This is a genomic window from Bacillus cereus group sp. N12 (genome assembly GCF_016483575.1).
Classification (GTDB): Bacteria; Bacillota; Bacilli; order Bacillales; family Bacillaceae_G; genus Bacillus_A; species Bacillus_A toyonensis.
Genome location: NZ_JAEHBO010000057.1, coordinates 23,402 through 37,086 on the forward strand (window position 1 = coordinate 23,402; position 13,685 = coordinate 37,086).

A 13,685-nucleotide genomic window follows, 5' to 3' on the forward strand; every position below is an offset into this window, starting at 1 on the left:
TGTATGATGATGTAGTTGTGTAAGCATTTTAATAGATTGTACGATATTCATAATACTTACTCCCTTTCTCCTCTGATTTTTCCATAGTATATAACAGTTAATTCTGAATGTAAATACATTTTTAACATTCCGTTATTTCTTAATATAAAGCTACTTTTCTTTCATACTCTTCAATTTCTTGTTCATATTGCATCGTAATGGCAATTTCATCTAGACCATTTAATAATTTTTCTTTCCACATTTTCTCGATTGTAAAATGAAACCTGTGCATATTTGTAGTAATGACTTCATTCTCTAAATCGACTTCCATTTGATCTCTCGCATTTGTTTTAGCAAGTTGTTCACGCATCTCTTTATCCATTACAATCGGTAACATACCATTTTTCATACAATTCATATAAAAAATATCTGCAAATCCCCCTGCGATAATAACGCGGAAACCATAATCAGCAAGGGCCCACGGAGCATGCTCTCTTGAAGAACCGCATCCAAAATTATCACCTGTAATTAATATACTTGCTCCCTTTCGTTCTTGTGCATTAAGGGGAAAATTAGGATTTTCATGGCGCTCATTATCGTAACGCCACTCATCAAATAAATACTTTCCAAATCCTGTCCTTTCAATTCTCTTTAAGTATTGTTTCGGAATAATTTGATCTGTATCAATGTTATCATTCATAAGTACTGCGGCAGTACCTTTATGAATACGAAATGGCTCCATCGTAACTCTCCTTTCTAATATCAACAAAATGCCCATATAATGCAGCAGCTGCTGCCATAGCTGGACTTACTAAATGTGTTCTTGCCCCTTTCCCTTGCCTTCCTTCAAAATTACGATTTGAAGTAGACGCACAATGTTCTCCTTCAGGTACTTGATCTGGATTCATCCCAAGGCACATTGAGCAGCCAGGCTCTCTCCATTCAAACCCCGCTTCTTCAAATATGTGATGTAAGCCTTTTTGCATTGCCCGCTCTCTCACACTTTTTGATCCTGGTACAACGAGTGCCCGCACACCTTCTTTTACCTTTTTCCCTTTTACAACGGATGCAGCAATTTCTAAGTCAGATAAACGTGAATTTGTACAAGAACCAATAAAGACATGCTTAACAGGAATTTCAAACGTATTTTGTCCAGGGCTCAATCCCATATATGAAAATGCTCTTTCATCATTTTCGTTATGCTTTTCTGGTAATTTTTCATCAATAGGAACACCCATACTAGGATTTGTTCCCCAAGTTACGTATGGAGCTAGATTCGTAACATCTATTGAAATATGTAAATCATAAATCGCATCTGAATCTGTATAAAGCTCCGAACATTTTTCCGTGAAAGATTCATAGTCTTTTGGTGCATATTTACGCCCTTTTACATAAGAAAATGTTTTTTCATCCGGTGCAATAATGCCTGCTTTCGCTCCTCCTTCAATTGCCATATTACAAAGTGTCATTCTCTCCTCCATTCCCATATCACGAATCGTCTCTCCGTAGAATTCCATTACATACCCAGTCCCAACCGCTACACCGTACTTTGAGAGAAGATGTAAAATAATATCCTTTGCATAAACGCCTTTCGGTAACTTTCCTGTTAATTCAATCCCCATCGCTTTCGGTTTTCGTTGCCACAACGTTTGAGTTGCTAATACATGTTCTACTTCACTCGTACCAATACCAAACGCTAGCGCACCGAAAGCACCGTGAGTTGCTGTATGGCTATCACCACAAACAATCGTTTTCCCTGGTTGTGTGAGTCCAAGTTCCGGCCCGATAACATGAACGATTCCTTGCTCTTCATCACCAATATCAGCTAATCGCACCTCAAATTGTTTACAATTTTCACGAAGTGTATCCAATTGCTGCTTCGCAATGCGATCGGTAATATTCCAAACATCTTTCGTTGGAATATTATGATCCATCGTTGCAAACGTTAATTCCGGTCTCCGAACAGTTCGATTTGCAAGCCGCAAGCCTTCAAAGGCTTGCGGTGAAGTTACTTCATGAACGAGATGAAGATCAATATATAATAAATCCAATCCATTTTCATTTGTTGTAACTACATGTCTTTCCCAAAGTTTATCTAGCAACCTTTTCCCCATTATCTTCCTCTCCCTACTAGTGCCTGCTCTTCCATCTCTTGAACAACCGCCTTCGTAAATGAAGTTGTCGTCTCATCTCCCCCAATATCAACTGTACATTTTCCAGATTGAAGAACTGCAGAAATTGCCTCTTCAATCGCATATCCTTCTCTCGTTAATCCAAATGATTGCCCAAGCATCATCGCAACCGAACGCATCATCGCAATTGGATTTACTTTATTTTTCCCTGCAATATCCGGTGCTGAACCGTGAATAGGCTCATATAAAGATGGCCCGTTTTCCGCATGACTCGCTGATGGAAGCATTCCTAATGACCCTGCTAATACAGAAGCCTCATCACTTAAAATATCACCAAACAAATTCTCTGTTACGATAACATCAAATCTCTTTGGGTTCCGAATTAACTCCATAGCAGCTGCATCTACTAAAATATGCTCTAACTCAACATGAGGATAACGAAGAGCGACTTCTTCCGTAACAGTTCTCCATAATTTACTAGATTCTAAAACATTCGCCTTATCAATAGACGTTACTTTTTTCGATCTCTTACTCGCTAATTGAAAAGCATAAGAAACGATACGTTCAATTTCATGACGATGATACGTAAGTGTATCCGTTGCGACTTCTTCCGTTCGCTCTTTCGGATAAGAAAAATAAATACCACCTGTTAATTCACGAACGACAACGAAGTCAATTTCATCAGCATTTTTTAATGGGGATAAATGCGAAGTTGAGCTTTCTACCGTTACAGGGCGAACATTCGCAAATACACCAAGTCCTTTTCTTAAAGCTAATAATCCTTTCTCCGGTCTTTCTTTCGCACCATCCCAACGAGGTCCACCAACTGCCCCAAGTAAAACCGCATCACTCGCTAAACAAGCGGCAAGTGTTCGCTGTGGTAATGGTTGCCCCGTTAAATCAATAGCAACACCACCAAAGTGCTCATCTTGCAAATGAAAATGATGCCCATATAGTCTCTCTACCATACGCAATACTTCCTTTGCACTTTCCATAATTTCCGGGCCGACACCATCACCAGCTAAACAAACGATACGTTTTTCCAATTTTAACACTCCTTTTAACTGAATTTTCAGAACTTTATTTTGATAGGTGAGGAAAGCTTTACTCACCTATCAAACCCTTATTTTACAAGCGCTATAAACGATTTCAATTTTCCAGCTGCATGAACATATGCTCTCGCCGATGCTTCCAATACGTCTTGCGCAACACCAAAACCTGATACTTGATGCGTTCCTTCTTTTAATTCAACATGAACATGAGCAAGTGCATCTTGACCTTGTGTAATAGATTGTATGCGATAATCTGCCAATTCACATTCTAACCCTAAAATTCTTTGAATCGCATTGTATATCGCTTCAATACTTCCAGAACCAGTCGCTGCATCTTCGTATATAGTTCCCGCCTCATCTTTCAATACAACTGTCGCACACTGTGTACTATTCGATACGAAGTGTACTTGCAATTGCGTAATGTTATATTGCTGCGCTGCAAAAGCTGCTTCGCCAAGCATAAGTGCACGTAGATCTTCTTCCGTAATTTCCTTTTTACGATCAGCTAATTTTTTAAACGCTTCAAACACCACATCGCGTTCTTCGTTTGTAAATTCATAGCCTAGTTCTTTCATTTTTTCTGTAAATGCGTGACGCCCAGAATGTTTGCCAAGTACAAATAGGTTTTGAGATTCTCCTATAAGTGCTGGTTCAATGATTTCATATGTTGTCACTTCTTTTAAAACACCATCTTGATGAATGCCTGATTCGTGAGCGAAAGCATTTGCTCCCACAATCGCTTTATTTTTCGGTACAACCATACCCGTTAACCTACTTACTAATGTACTTGTCGATTTAATCTCTTTTAGCGTCATCGAAGGCTCCGCCTTATAGAAATCTTTTCTAATATGAAGAGCAACTGCGACCTCCTCTAGTGCGGCATTCCCTGCTCTTTCTCCAATGCCATTAATCGTTCCTTCTACTTGCAGTGCTCCACCTTCAACCGCAGCTAACGAATTTGCCACCGCCATCCCAAGATCATCGTGGCAATGACAAGAGAAAATCGCTTTTTCATATGAAGGAACGGATTCTTGTAAGTATCTAAAAAGAGAATAATATTCTTCCGGATTCGTATATCCAACTGTATCCGGAATATTAATTACATTCGCTCCTGCACGAATCGCAACTTCTACTGCTTCAGCTAAAAAATCTCTTGATGTTCTTGTCGCATCTTCTGCAGAAAATTGCACTGTCGGAAATAAAGATCTCCCAAGCGTAACCGAGCGATAAATACTATCTAACACATCTTCTTTTGACATACAAAGTTTATATTTCATATGAATATCACTCGTAGCTAAAAATACATGTAAACGAGGAGATACGGCACCTTTCACAGCTTCATATGCTCTTCGAATATCACTTTCTTTCGCTCTAGCTAAACTCATAACTGTAGCATTTTGAATGGTATTTGCGATGCGCTTTACCGATTGAAAATCGCCTTCGGAAGCTGCTGCAAAGCCAGCTTCCATTACATGAATACCAAGTCTCTCTAATTGCCTTGCAATTTGCAATTTCTCTTGTTCATTTAAATTCACTCCTGGTGATTGTTCGCCATCACGTAGCGTCGTATCCATGAACAAAACCTGCTTCATATTATTTGACCCCTGCCTTTACTCGCGGCTGTACGAAAGGCATCATTTCACGTAATTTACGTCCAACTACTTCGATTTCATGTTCATTCTCTTTCTCATTTGTCGCATGGAAATTTGGTTTTCCTGCTTTATGCTCTGCAATCCAACCTCTTGCAAATGTACCATCTTGAATTTCGGCTAGCACTGCACCCATCGCTTTCTTCGTATCTTCCGTTACAACACGTGGTCCTGATACGAAGTCTCCCCACTGCGCTGTATCTGAAACTGAATATCTCATATTTTCAAGTCCACCTTCATACATAAGGTCAACAATAAGTTTCAATTCATGTAAACATTCAAAATATGCAAGTTCAGGCTGGTATCCTGCATCAACTAGCGTTTCAAATCCAGCTTTTACTAGCGCAGTTACTCCGCCGCAAAGTACAGCTTGCTCTCCAAATAAATCTGTTTCTGTTTCTTCTTTAAACGTCGTTTCTAATACGCCCGCTCTCGTCGCTCCAATTCCATCAGCATAAGAAAGTGCCTTTTCAGTCGCAACTCCTGTCGCATCTTGATATACGGCAAATAATGCAGGAACGGCTCCGCCTTCAGCAAACGTACGGCGTACAAGATGCCCTGGACCTTTAGGCGCTACTAGAAATACATCTACATTAGCTGGTGGTTTCACTTGATCAAAGTGAACATTAAATCCGTGTGCAAAAACGAGAGAATTTCCTGCCTGTAAATTTGGTGCAATTTCAGCTTCATATACTTCTGGCTGCAGTTCATCAGGTAATAAAATCATTACTAAATCAGCCTGCTCCGCTGCTTCTGCTACTGTATATACAGAAAATCCATCTTCTTTCGCTTTATCCCAAGACTTCCCTTTTCTTAAACCTACTACTACATCAAATCCGTTATCACGTAAGTTTTGCGCATGCGCATGACCTTGTGAGCCGTATCCGATAATCGCAACTTTCTTTTCTTTTAATACATTTACCGTTACATCTTTCTCATAATAAACCTTTGCCATTTTCATTTCCCCCTATATTTAAATGATTATTGAATTAACATAACTTGCTTATCTTGTTTTTTCATACTACGCGTAAATGCTGTTACACCTGTTCTAGCAATCTCTTTCAAACCGTATGGACGAAGTAATTCAATTAACGCTTCTACCTTCTCCTGCGTACCTGTTACTTGCACAACTATGGAATCCTTCCCAACATCTATTACAGCGGCTCGAAATGGCTCAATTAAACTATATAATTCTGCTCTTGCTACAGACGTTGCGACTTTAATAAGTGCCAATTCTCTAGCAATCATTGCTTCTTCTGTAATATCTGATACTTTCAAAACATCAATTTGTTTATGAAGTTGTTTAATTAACTGCTCCACTTGCTGTTCATTTTCAACGTGTACAACAATCGTCATCCGCGATATGTCCGATGATTCCGTATGACCTACTGAAATACTTTCAATATTAAAATGTCTTCGTGTCATAACACCTGTAATTCGGTTTAACACACCACTTTGATTTCGAACTGTTGCTGTAACAATTCTCTTCACCTTTTTTCCACTCCCTCCATTTGGTGAACACCTTTCCCTGGCGCAACCATCGGCATTACCTTTTCTGATTGAAGTACACGGCAATCAATTACGACTGGCTCTTGTAATTCAATCGCATGCTGTATTTGCTTCTTTGCAAGAAGTGGATCATCTATGCGAATTCCTTTTATGCCATACGCATTCGCAAGAGCGACGAAATCTGGTTGGCACGATAGTAAAGAGTGCGAATATCTTTGATTATAAAATTCATCTTGCCATTGTCTTACCATTCCTAAAGCTTCATTATTTAAAATAAAAACTTTAACAGGCAAAGAATGTTCTTTTAAGACACTTAATTCTTGCAGAGTCATTTGAAACCCAGCGTCACCTACAATTGCAATAACTAGTTCTTCTGGCTTTGCAATTTGTGCACCAATTGCTGCTGGAAATCCGAATCCCATCGTTCCTAATCCTCCAGAAGTTACCCATTTATCTGGATTTTTCAACGGATAATATTGCGCTGCCCACATTTGATGTTGCCCAACGTCTGTTGTTACAATCGCTTCTCCTTTCGTAATTTCATATAGCATATCAATTGCGTATTGAGGTTTAATACTTTCAGAATTTCGTTTGTAAGAGAGTGGATATTTTTCTTTTCTACCCTTTAATAAAATGAGCCATTCATGATGATTTTCTTTCTTCCCTTCTGGTTGAAGTAATACTTTCAAAGCTCGCTTAGCACTTGCAACAATAGGAATTTCAGTCGGCACATTTTTTCCGATTTCTGCTGGATCAATATCGATATGTGCAACAGTCGCCTCTTTAGCAAAATAAGCTAAATTCCCAGTAAGACGATCATCAAATCTCGCACCAATATTAATCAGTAAGTCGCATTCATATAGCGCCATATTGGCTGTGTAAGAACCATGCATTCCTCCCATCCCTAGAAATAGTCCATCATCTGGCGGAAAACCACCAAGACCAAGTAACGTATGCACAACAGGAATTTCATATTTACGAGCAAAACTTGTTAATTCTTTCGAAGCTTTCGCATGCAATACACCTGCTCCAGCTAAAATTAACGGTTTTTTTGAAATCTCAATTGCTTGTAATAATTTGTTTATTTGGAGTAGATTCGGTTCATAATTAGGGTTGTACCCTGGTAAATCCATTTGCACGTCACTACATCGTTCTCCTTGTTCTACTACCATATCTTTCGGAAGATCAATTACGACTGGACCTGGTCTTCCTGTTCTAGCGATATGAAATGCTTCTTTAATAATTCGAGGTAAATCCGAGGCCTTTCGCACTTGATAATTATGTTTTGTCACTGGCATCGTAAGCCCCATAATATCCGCTTCTTGGAAAGCATCACTTCCAATTAACGTTGTTGCTACTTGCCCTGTAAATACAACAAGTGGCAATGAATCAATCATCGCATCAGCTAGACCAGTAATAACATTTGTAGCACCAGGCCCGCTTGTTGCAATTACAACCCCTGGATTTCCAGTAATTCTGGCATACCCTTCAGCTGCATGAATGGCCCCTTGCTCATGCCTTGTTAAAATATGCGGAATTTCACAGTCATAAAGCGCATCATAAAGAGGTAAAACGGCACCACCCGGATAACCGAAAATCACTTCTACGCCTTCCTTTTCTAGCGCTTCTAACAATAGCTGTGCACCAGTTGCCAGTTTCTCTTCCGTTTTTGAAGACATTGTTCTTATAAGCCCCCTTTAAAAAAAATTTATAAATAAAAAAAATCCTACGTCCACACTCCAGCTATGTGCTGAAGGGACGAAAGATTTCGCGGTACCACCCTTCTTCGCAAGAATACTCTTGCCTCAGTGACCCATAAATGAGTCTAGCTAATAACGGAGCTACCGTCTAAGCCTAACCAAATGCTTCAGCTTAGCACTCAAGGGCGATGTTCGTCGACGTGAACCATCGGTTTCCAGCAACCACCGACTCTCTGTGAGGCTTCACAATCAACTACTCCTCCCTATCAACGCTTTCTCATTTCATAAAGAGTTATTATCCAACTTTATTTTCTTCGTAAATTTTCTCTCCATCTTCTACAACTAATTTACGGAATTCTTCTAGTAAACGATTCGTATGTAGTCCCGTTTTTCCTAAACCAATCGTCCTACCATCTACTGTCGTAACAGCAATAACTTCAGCAGCTGTTCCTGTTAAAAATACTTCATCAGCTACATATACATCGTGCCTTGTAAATAACTCTTCTCTTACGTCATAACCAAGTTTTTCGCCGATTTCTAAAATGGCGTTTCGTGTAATACCTTCTAACGCTCCAGCAGAACTTGGTGGTGTAATTAATTTATTTCCTTTTACAATAAATACGTTATCTCCTGAACCTTCAGCTACGTATCCTTGGTCATTTAACATAAGTGCTTCTTGTACTCCAGCTAATTTCGCTTCAATACGAACTAAAATATTGTTTAAATAATTTAAAGATTTTACTTGAGGTGATAAAACATCTGGTCGATTTCGGCGCGTTGCAACTGTTACAACTGGAATCCCCTTTTCATAATATTCTTGTGGGAATAAAGATAGTTGTTCTGCAATTACTACTACATTCGGTGTCTTACAAGAATCAGGATCTAACCCAAGATTTCCTGCTCCTCTCGATACAACAAGGCGAATGTATCCATTAGATAATTTATTTTGTCGAATCGTCTCAACAACAATATTCGTTACTTCATCTAACGAATATGGAATTTCTAACATGATGGATTTCGCTGATTCATATAACCGGACAAGATGCTCTCTCAAACGGAAAACATTACCACTATAAACTCTAATGCCTTCAAACACTCCATCGCCATATAAATAGCCATGATCATATACTGAAACTTTTGCTTCGTCTTTTGGAACAAATTCTCCATTTAAGAAAATCCATTGTTCGTTCACTGGAAAGCGCCTCCTATGTTCTATGAATTTTTTATTGTTTCCTAGTTTACTCTCCTTTCTAAATAAATCAAGTTAATTTTTAGAAAATTTTTAATTTTTAATCGTACGTACATCTTTAATTATATTGATTTAACAACATTGTTAACGTTTACAAAAAGTCAAAAAATTTTTTCGCCAATTTCCACTAAAAAAAATATTTGTTTAAAAGAAGGATTTTCTCTAAGAGGTACGAATCTATTGTATTCAATAAACGGACGTCCGATTTTATAAATTCGGGAATATATAACGACTTTTGCTGAAAAAGGGGGAAAATAAAAAAATTAGTGCTGTGTAAAAATAACATTCATAATTTTCATTTCGAAATCATAATCCTATTTTTAAAAAACAATTTGTCAAAATGAAGGAGGAAATAAATATGGCGTGTGTACAAATTAAAGGAACGAGACAAGAGGTAGTTGAAATGCTACAACTATTTGATCTAATGGATACGAAAGGTTTTTGTAAATTCGATAATTATGTAGAGGTAGAACCGAATAACAAAGAACATAATAATTTTATCGCTTCAATCGATATTCAATCTAATCCTTCTTCCGCACAGGATACATTAAACGATCAATTCGTTAGTCAAATGCTTACTGGTGTTTATAACGACTAAACAAATATATGCTTCCTACCATCTTTTCATAAATATATGCTATAGACTTGAGCATACTAGCAACTAGATGGTAGGAGGTGAAAATTATGGCTAGAATTGGCGTTGAAAACTCATTAACAGATGTTCAACAAGCTCTTCAGCAACAAGGACATGAAGTCGTTACACTTAACTCAGAAAATGATGCACAAGGCTGCGATTGTTGTGTTGTAACTGGGCAAGATTCTAATGTGATGGGGATTGCAGATACATCAATAAAAGGATCGGTAATTACAGCTCATGGTTTAACAACAGATGAAATTTGTCAGCAAGTTGAGAACCGTATTTAAAAGTCATTTCTCATTATGGTATAACACACAAAAGAAAGAGGACTCCTTTTAAAAAGGAGTCCTCTTTTTTATATTCACCTAACGGGAAAGTAACATATACTGGATGAAAGCCCTACCTCTCTCTCATCATTACGGTTCCAATGACCGCTCCTTGATTCACTAGTATACATATATGGCTTACAAATACAATTTATAGGGTTTGTTCACAAAAGTTGTTGATAAAATTACCCGATCTTTCGCAAACTTTTCGTATTGTATTCATAAGAGATATTTACTTTACACTAGCTGTAACCGAGACACGAATTAAAATTTTAACACCAATACAGTAACTTGTCAATATTTTTTACAAATTAAAAACAGACAGTAACGGTTTGTCTGTTTTAGAATGGAGCTTTTTCTTTTATTACATATACAACAAAGCCGCTTACTAACATAAATAAGCCAACTACTAAGTTTTTAATATTAATCATACATTCCTCTCCCTTATTCCACACATCTTATTATATATTTACATTTCAATTATTCCGATCATCCTAAAGCGCACTTTTTCTAATATATCACAATTCCTAAAAATTGCAAGTTCACTTTTGACGACCATTCACAAATTTATCTACAGTACTTGGTACAGTGTTTAAAGCTTTTTCAATTAAATGTGTACTACTGTTAAGATGCAATACTTGTACTCCGTTAGAACCAACTACTAAAAAAGCAACGGGACTAATGGAAACCCCAGCCCCACTTCCGCCTCCAAATGGATGCCCTGGCTTATTCTCTTTATGCTGACCTTGTCCACCATTATGTTTTTCAGTAATGAAATCCCCTTTAAAGTCACTTCCACCAGCTCCAAAACCAAACGCCACTTGAGATACTGTTAATACTACATTTCCGTCAGCTGTCGAAACCGGACTTCCAACAATCGTATTTACATCTACCATCTCTTTTAAATTTGTCATCGCTGTTTTCATTAAATTTTCAATTGGATGTTCCATTATGTACTGCACCCTTTCCTCATTATTCCTTTTTATACTTTCCAAAATAGAGGAAGTCATACTAACTTTTCCTATTTCAAAAAAACAATTTTCTTCTACATGGATATTACTCCCTGCCTATCCTCGGATAAAAAAGAAAAAGAGATACATACTACTATTGAACCTTGTTATGAAAGGAGTCATGACTTTGACTGAGAAATTTGATGATTACAAAAAAAGAGATAGAATAGATAGTGATTATAGTGACTATAAAGAAGAATATGCAGCTGAAGTTGCACCACAGCGCATTGATTATGATTACGATAAGAAAGAAGATAAAGATGATGTAAGATCGTCTGCCGCTGGATCAACTGCCGGTTTTATCGCTCTTGCCTTATCTATATTATCACTCTTCACCTTCCCAACACTATTTGGTCTTGTTTCTGTGTTACTAGGAATTTACGCTTATAATCGCGGAGCTACTGTAACTGGTGGTATCGCTGCCATTGTTGGTGGAATTGCTGCACTCATCGCGATTTTATTCCGTGTAGCACTTATCGGTTTATTGTTCTCCCTTTTTTAAAAAGAAAAAGGTATCTCGCTTTATGCGAGATACCTTATCCTGTAAATACATCTTCTGATGGATATTTTATTTTTTGTTTTGCTGGGCGTGCTAAAGAAAACACAAGTGTTAGCGGTCCAATTAATCCACAAAACATAACAAACATAATAATACATTTTCCAAATGCTGATAGCTTCGCAGTAATCCCCATCGTTAATCCAACTGTGCCAAATGCTGAAATTGTCTCAAATAGTAGCTGAATAAAGCTAAAGTCTTCTGTAAGCATTAATACAAATACTGCTGTAAAAATAAGTATTTGACTGGCAACGACAATTGCTAACGCTCTCGTTACTGTCGACATTTTAATTGTACGCTGAAATAAAACAATTTCCTCCTTCTTTCTAAAGAAAGAAAGGACAGATGTAATTAAAATAACAAACGTCGTTAATTTAATACCTCCACCCGTCGATACACTTCCTGCACCGATAAACATTAAAACCATCGTAAATAATATAGATGATTCTTCCATCCCTCCATAGTCAACTGTATTAAAACCAGCTGTACGAGGTGTAATACCTTGAAAGAAAGACGCCCATAACTTTTCATTTAAAGATAAATTCCCTAACGTCTTCACATTATTATATTCCAATACAAAAATCACAATCATTGCTATAACATTTAGCGCTACTGTTCCAATAATCATTATTTTCGAGTGAAGTGATAATTTTCGAAAACTACGACTATACCATATATCAATTAATACGGTAAAACCGAGTCCTCCTATTACAATTAAGGAACAAATTCCAATATTAATAATAGGGTCTCCTACATACCTTGTTAAATTATCTGGCCAAAGAGCAAACCCCGCATTATTATAGGAAGCAATTACATGGAAAATACTATAGTATAAACCTTTCCCAAAACCAAAATCTGGAATAAAGCGAAACGATAAAAAGATGACTCCAATGAATTCAATACAAATAGAAAAAATAAAGACACGTTTTACTAATTTTACAAGACCACCTATATTTGTTTGATTAAATGCTTCTCCAATTAATAATCGATGGCGTAAGCCAATTTTTTTACCTAGTACCCAAACAATTAAAATGGCAATTGTCATAAGACCTAAACCACCTGTTTGAATTAGAAACATAATAACAATTTCACCAAACATCGTAAACGTACTTGCAGTATCTACTACTCCTAAACCCGTTACAGTCGCTGCCGACGTTGCTGTAAAAAAAGCATCTACCCAACTAATATGTACTTTCGTTGCGAATGGTAACTTTAATAACAAACCTCCGGCCACAATTAAGCAGAAAAAACCTAATGCTAATATTTGTGGTGGGTTTAATTGTATAAAACGATTATACAAACTTTGTCTTTTTGTTACTTTCATATCACTAACTCCCTTTATTAAGTGAAGCTTCTATCCTCACATAAATACAGGTTTTTAAGAACCTACAAGTAGCGGGATAAACCTTATATTCTCATAACATAGTTGAGCATAATCCTTTTTTTCATAGATTTCAACTTTTATTTATATTCGAACTTTACTTCATTTTATGACAGAAAAACTTTCTATTATCTTTCTCTTAACTCTACAACTCTTGCAACAATAATTTTATATGTACTATTTTTCAAATCCCCATACCTTTCACTCTATGTTCACATGGGGGTCACATCTATCTTTTATAGTATATGTATCGAAGCTGTTCCTCCCTAATTTAAGACATTCCCCAGTGTCTTTGAATAGCTTCCATCCCTAATTAAATTGACATAAATTGTCCCCTTCCTTTGACCATCTTTTATACGATGGTCTTATTTTTTTGTCTTTCTATCCTTTTTTAAACTCCCTCTCTCTTTCACTCTATGTTCACACGAGGGTCACATCTATCTTTTATAGTATATGTATCGAAGCTGTTCCTCCCTAATTTAAGACATTCCCCAGTGTCTTTGAA

At 37.2% G+C, this 13,685-nt stretch carries 14 protein-coding genes, 1 pseudogene and 1 other annotated feature; of the genes and pseudogenes, 3 read left to right on the forward strand and 12 right to left on the reverse strand.

The features are described from left to right. Window positions 1–139: 139 nt before the first annotated feature. From leuD to JDS92_RS31415, 9 genes and pseudogenes are all read right to left on the reverse strand, one after another. On the reverse strand, window positions 140–721 hold the full coding sequence (gene leuD / locus JDS92_RS21495) for a 3-isopropylmalate dehydratase small subunit (RefSeq protein WP_098710935.1): 582 nt from the start codon (window positions 719–721) through the stop codon (window positions 140–142). After that, complete coding sequence (gene leuC, locus JDS92_RS21500) at window positions 699–2,093, reverse strand: 3-isopropylmalate dehydratase large subunit (protein WP_000520120.1); 1,395 nt, start codon at window positions 2,091–2,093, stop codon at window positions 699–701. Before leuC ends, leuD begins: the two co-directional genes overlap by 23 nt. Further along, entirely contained in the window at window positions 2,093–3,157 is a 1,065-nt protein-coding gene (gene leuB / locus JDS92_RS21505) for a 3-isopropylmalate dehydrogenase (protein WP_087970652.1), read from the reverse strand. The genes leuC and leuB overlap by 1 nt, the downstream gene beginning before the upstream one ends. Window positions 3,158–3,234: 77 nt before the next feature. Then, window positions 3,235–4,755, reverse strand: a complete 1,521-nt coding sequence (leuA, locus tag JDS92_RS21510) for a 2-isopropylmalate synthase (RefSeq protein ID WP_199632474.1) — start codon at window positions 4,753–4,755, stop codon at window positions 3,235–3,237. 1 nt (window position 4,756) lies between these two features. Continuing rightward, complete coding sequence (gene ilvC / locus JDS92_RS21515) at window positions 4,757–5,767, reverse strand: ketol-acid reductoisomerase (RefSeq protein WP_001151727.1); 1,011 nt, start codon at window positions 5,765–5,767, stop codon at window positions 4,757–4,759. A 26-nt stretch (window positions 5,768–5,793) separates the two neighbouring features. Continuing rightward, the gene (gene ilvN / locus JDS92_RS21520; RefSeq protein ID WP_000822948.1) at window positions 5,794–6,303 is read right to left on the reverse strand and encodes an acetolactate synthase small subunit; all 510 of its coding nucleotides are present in this window, start codon (window positions 6,301–6,303) and stop codon (window positions 5,794–5,796) included. After that, the gene (ilvB, locus tag JDS92_RS21525; protein ID WP_097959606.1) at window positions 6,300–8,000 is read right to left on the reverse strand and encodes an acetolactate synthase large subunit; all 1,701 of its coding nucleotides are present in this window, start codon (window positions 7,998–8,000) and stop codon (window positions 6,300–6,302) included. The genes ilvN and ilvB overlap by 4 nt, the downstream gene beginning before the upstream one ends. 72 nt (window positions 8,001–8,072) lie before the next feature. Then, window positions 8,073–8,300, reverse strand: a binding site (T-box leader). A 16-nt stretch (window positions 8,301–8,316) separates the two neighbouring features. Next, window positions 8,317–9,213: a branched-chain-amino-acid transaminase gene (ilvE, locus tag JDS92_RS21530; protein ID WP_001005499.1), complete on the reverse strand. Its 897-nt coding sequence runs from the start codon at window positions 9,211–9,213 to the stop codon at window positions 8,317–8,319. Between the two features lie 158 nt (window positions 9,214–9,371). Then, window positions 9,372–9,569 (reverse strand): annotated as a pseudogene (locus JDS92_RS31415) (hypothetical protein). Window positions 9,570–9,628: 59 nt separating this feature from the next. On the opposite strand from JDS92_RS31415, the gene JDS92_RS21540 reads away from it, so the two are divergent. Beyond that, complete coding sequence (locus tag JDS92_RS21540; protein WP_000752506.1) at window positions 9,629–9,868, forward strand: DUF3911 family protein; 240 nt, start codon at window positions 9,629–9,631, stop codon at window positions 9,866–9,868. 86 nt (window positions 9,869–9,954) lie between these two features. Continuing rightward, the gene (locus tag JDS92_RS21545; RefSeq protein WP_000101014.1) at window positions 9,955–10,194 is read left to right on the forward strand and encodes a YkuS family protein; all 240 of its coding nucleotides are present in this window, start codon (window positions 9,955–9,957) and stop codon (window positions 10,192–10,194) included. 380 nt (window positions 10,195–10,574) lie between these two features. Here the strand turns inward: JDS92_RS21545 and JDS92_RS21550 are convergent, their stop codons facing one another. Further along, window positions 10,575–10,664: a hypothetical protein gene (locus JDS92_RS21550; RefSeq protein WP_000608227.1), complete on the reverse strand. Its 90-nt coding sequence runs from the start codon at window positions 10,662–10,664 to the stop codon at window positions 10,575–10,577. Window positions 10,665–10,775: 111 nt separating this feature from the next. Next, window positions 10,776–11,243, reverse strand: coding sequence for a GerW family sporulation protein (gene ytfJ, locus JDS92_RS21555; RefSeq protein WP_002038268.1), 468 nt, complete (start codon window positions 11,241–11,243; stop codon window positions 10,776–10,778). A 109-nt stretch (window positions 11,244–11,352) separates the two neighbouring features. On the opposite strand from ytfJ, the gene JDS92_RS21560 reads away from it, so the two are divergent. Continuing rightward, window positions 11,353–11,745: a hypothetical protein gene (locus JDS92_RS21560; protein WP_002038267.1), complete on the forward strand. Its 393-nt coding sequence runs from the start codon at window positions 11,353–11,355 to the stop codon at window positions 11,743–11,745. A gap of 34 nt (window positions 11,746–11,779) precedes the next feature. On the opposite strand, the gene JDS92_RS21565 is transcribed toward JDS92_RS21560, so the two are convergent. Beyond that, window positions 11,780–13,123: a TrkH family potassium uptake protein gene (locus JDS92_RS21565; RefSeq protein WP_098710936.1), complete on the reverse strand. Its 1,344-nt coding sequence runs from the start codon at window positions 13,121–13,123 to the stop codon at window positions 11,780–11,782. Window positions 13,124–13,685 lie beyond the last annotated feature (562 nt).

Coding starts and splice junctions, on each gene's coding strand:
- leuC (WP_000520120.1), bottom strand. CDS start 2,093: ATGGGGAAAAGGTTGCTAGATAAACTTTGGGAAAGACATGTAGTTACA.
- leuD (WP_098710935.1), bottom strand. CDS start 721: ATGGAGCCATTTCGTATTCATAAAGGTACTGCCGCAGTACTTATGAAT.
- JDS92_RS21565 (WP_098710936.1), bottom strand. CDS start 13,123: ATGAAAGTAACAAAAAGACAAAGTTTGTATAATCGTTTTATACAATTA.
- JDS92_RS21560 (WP_002038267.1), top strand. CDS start 11,353: ATGAAAGGAGTCATGACTTTGACTGAGAAATTTGATGATTACAAAAAA.
- JDS92_RS21550 (WP_000608227.1), bottom strand. CDS start 10,664: ATGATTAATATTAAAAACTTAGTAGTTGGCTTATTTATGTTAGTAAGC.
- JDS92_RS21545 (WP_000101014.1), top strand. CDS start 9,955: ATGGCTAGAATTGGCGTTGAAAACTCATTAACAGATGTTCAACAAGCT.
- JDS92_RS21540 (WP_000752506.1), top strand. CDS start 9,629: ATGGCGTGTGTACAAATTAAAGGAACGAGACAAGAGGTAGTTGAAATG.
- ytfJ (WP_002038268.1), bottom strand. CDS start 11,243: ATGACTTCCTCTATTTTGGAAAGTATAAAAAGGAATAATGAGGAAAGG.
- ilvC (WP_001151727.1), bottom strand. CDS start 5,767: ATGGCAAAGGTTTATTATGAGAAAGATGTAACGGTAAATGTATTAAAA.
- leuA (WP_199632474.1), bottom strand. CDS start 4,755: ATGAAGCAGGTTTTGTTCATGGATACGACGCTACGTGATGGCGAACAA.
- ilvB (WP_097959606.1), bottom strand. CDS start 8,000: ATGTCTTCAAAAACGGAAGAGAAACTGGCAACTGGTGCACAGCTATTG.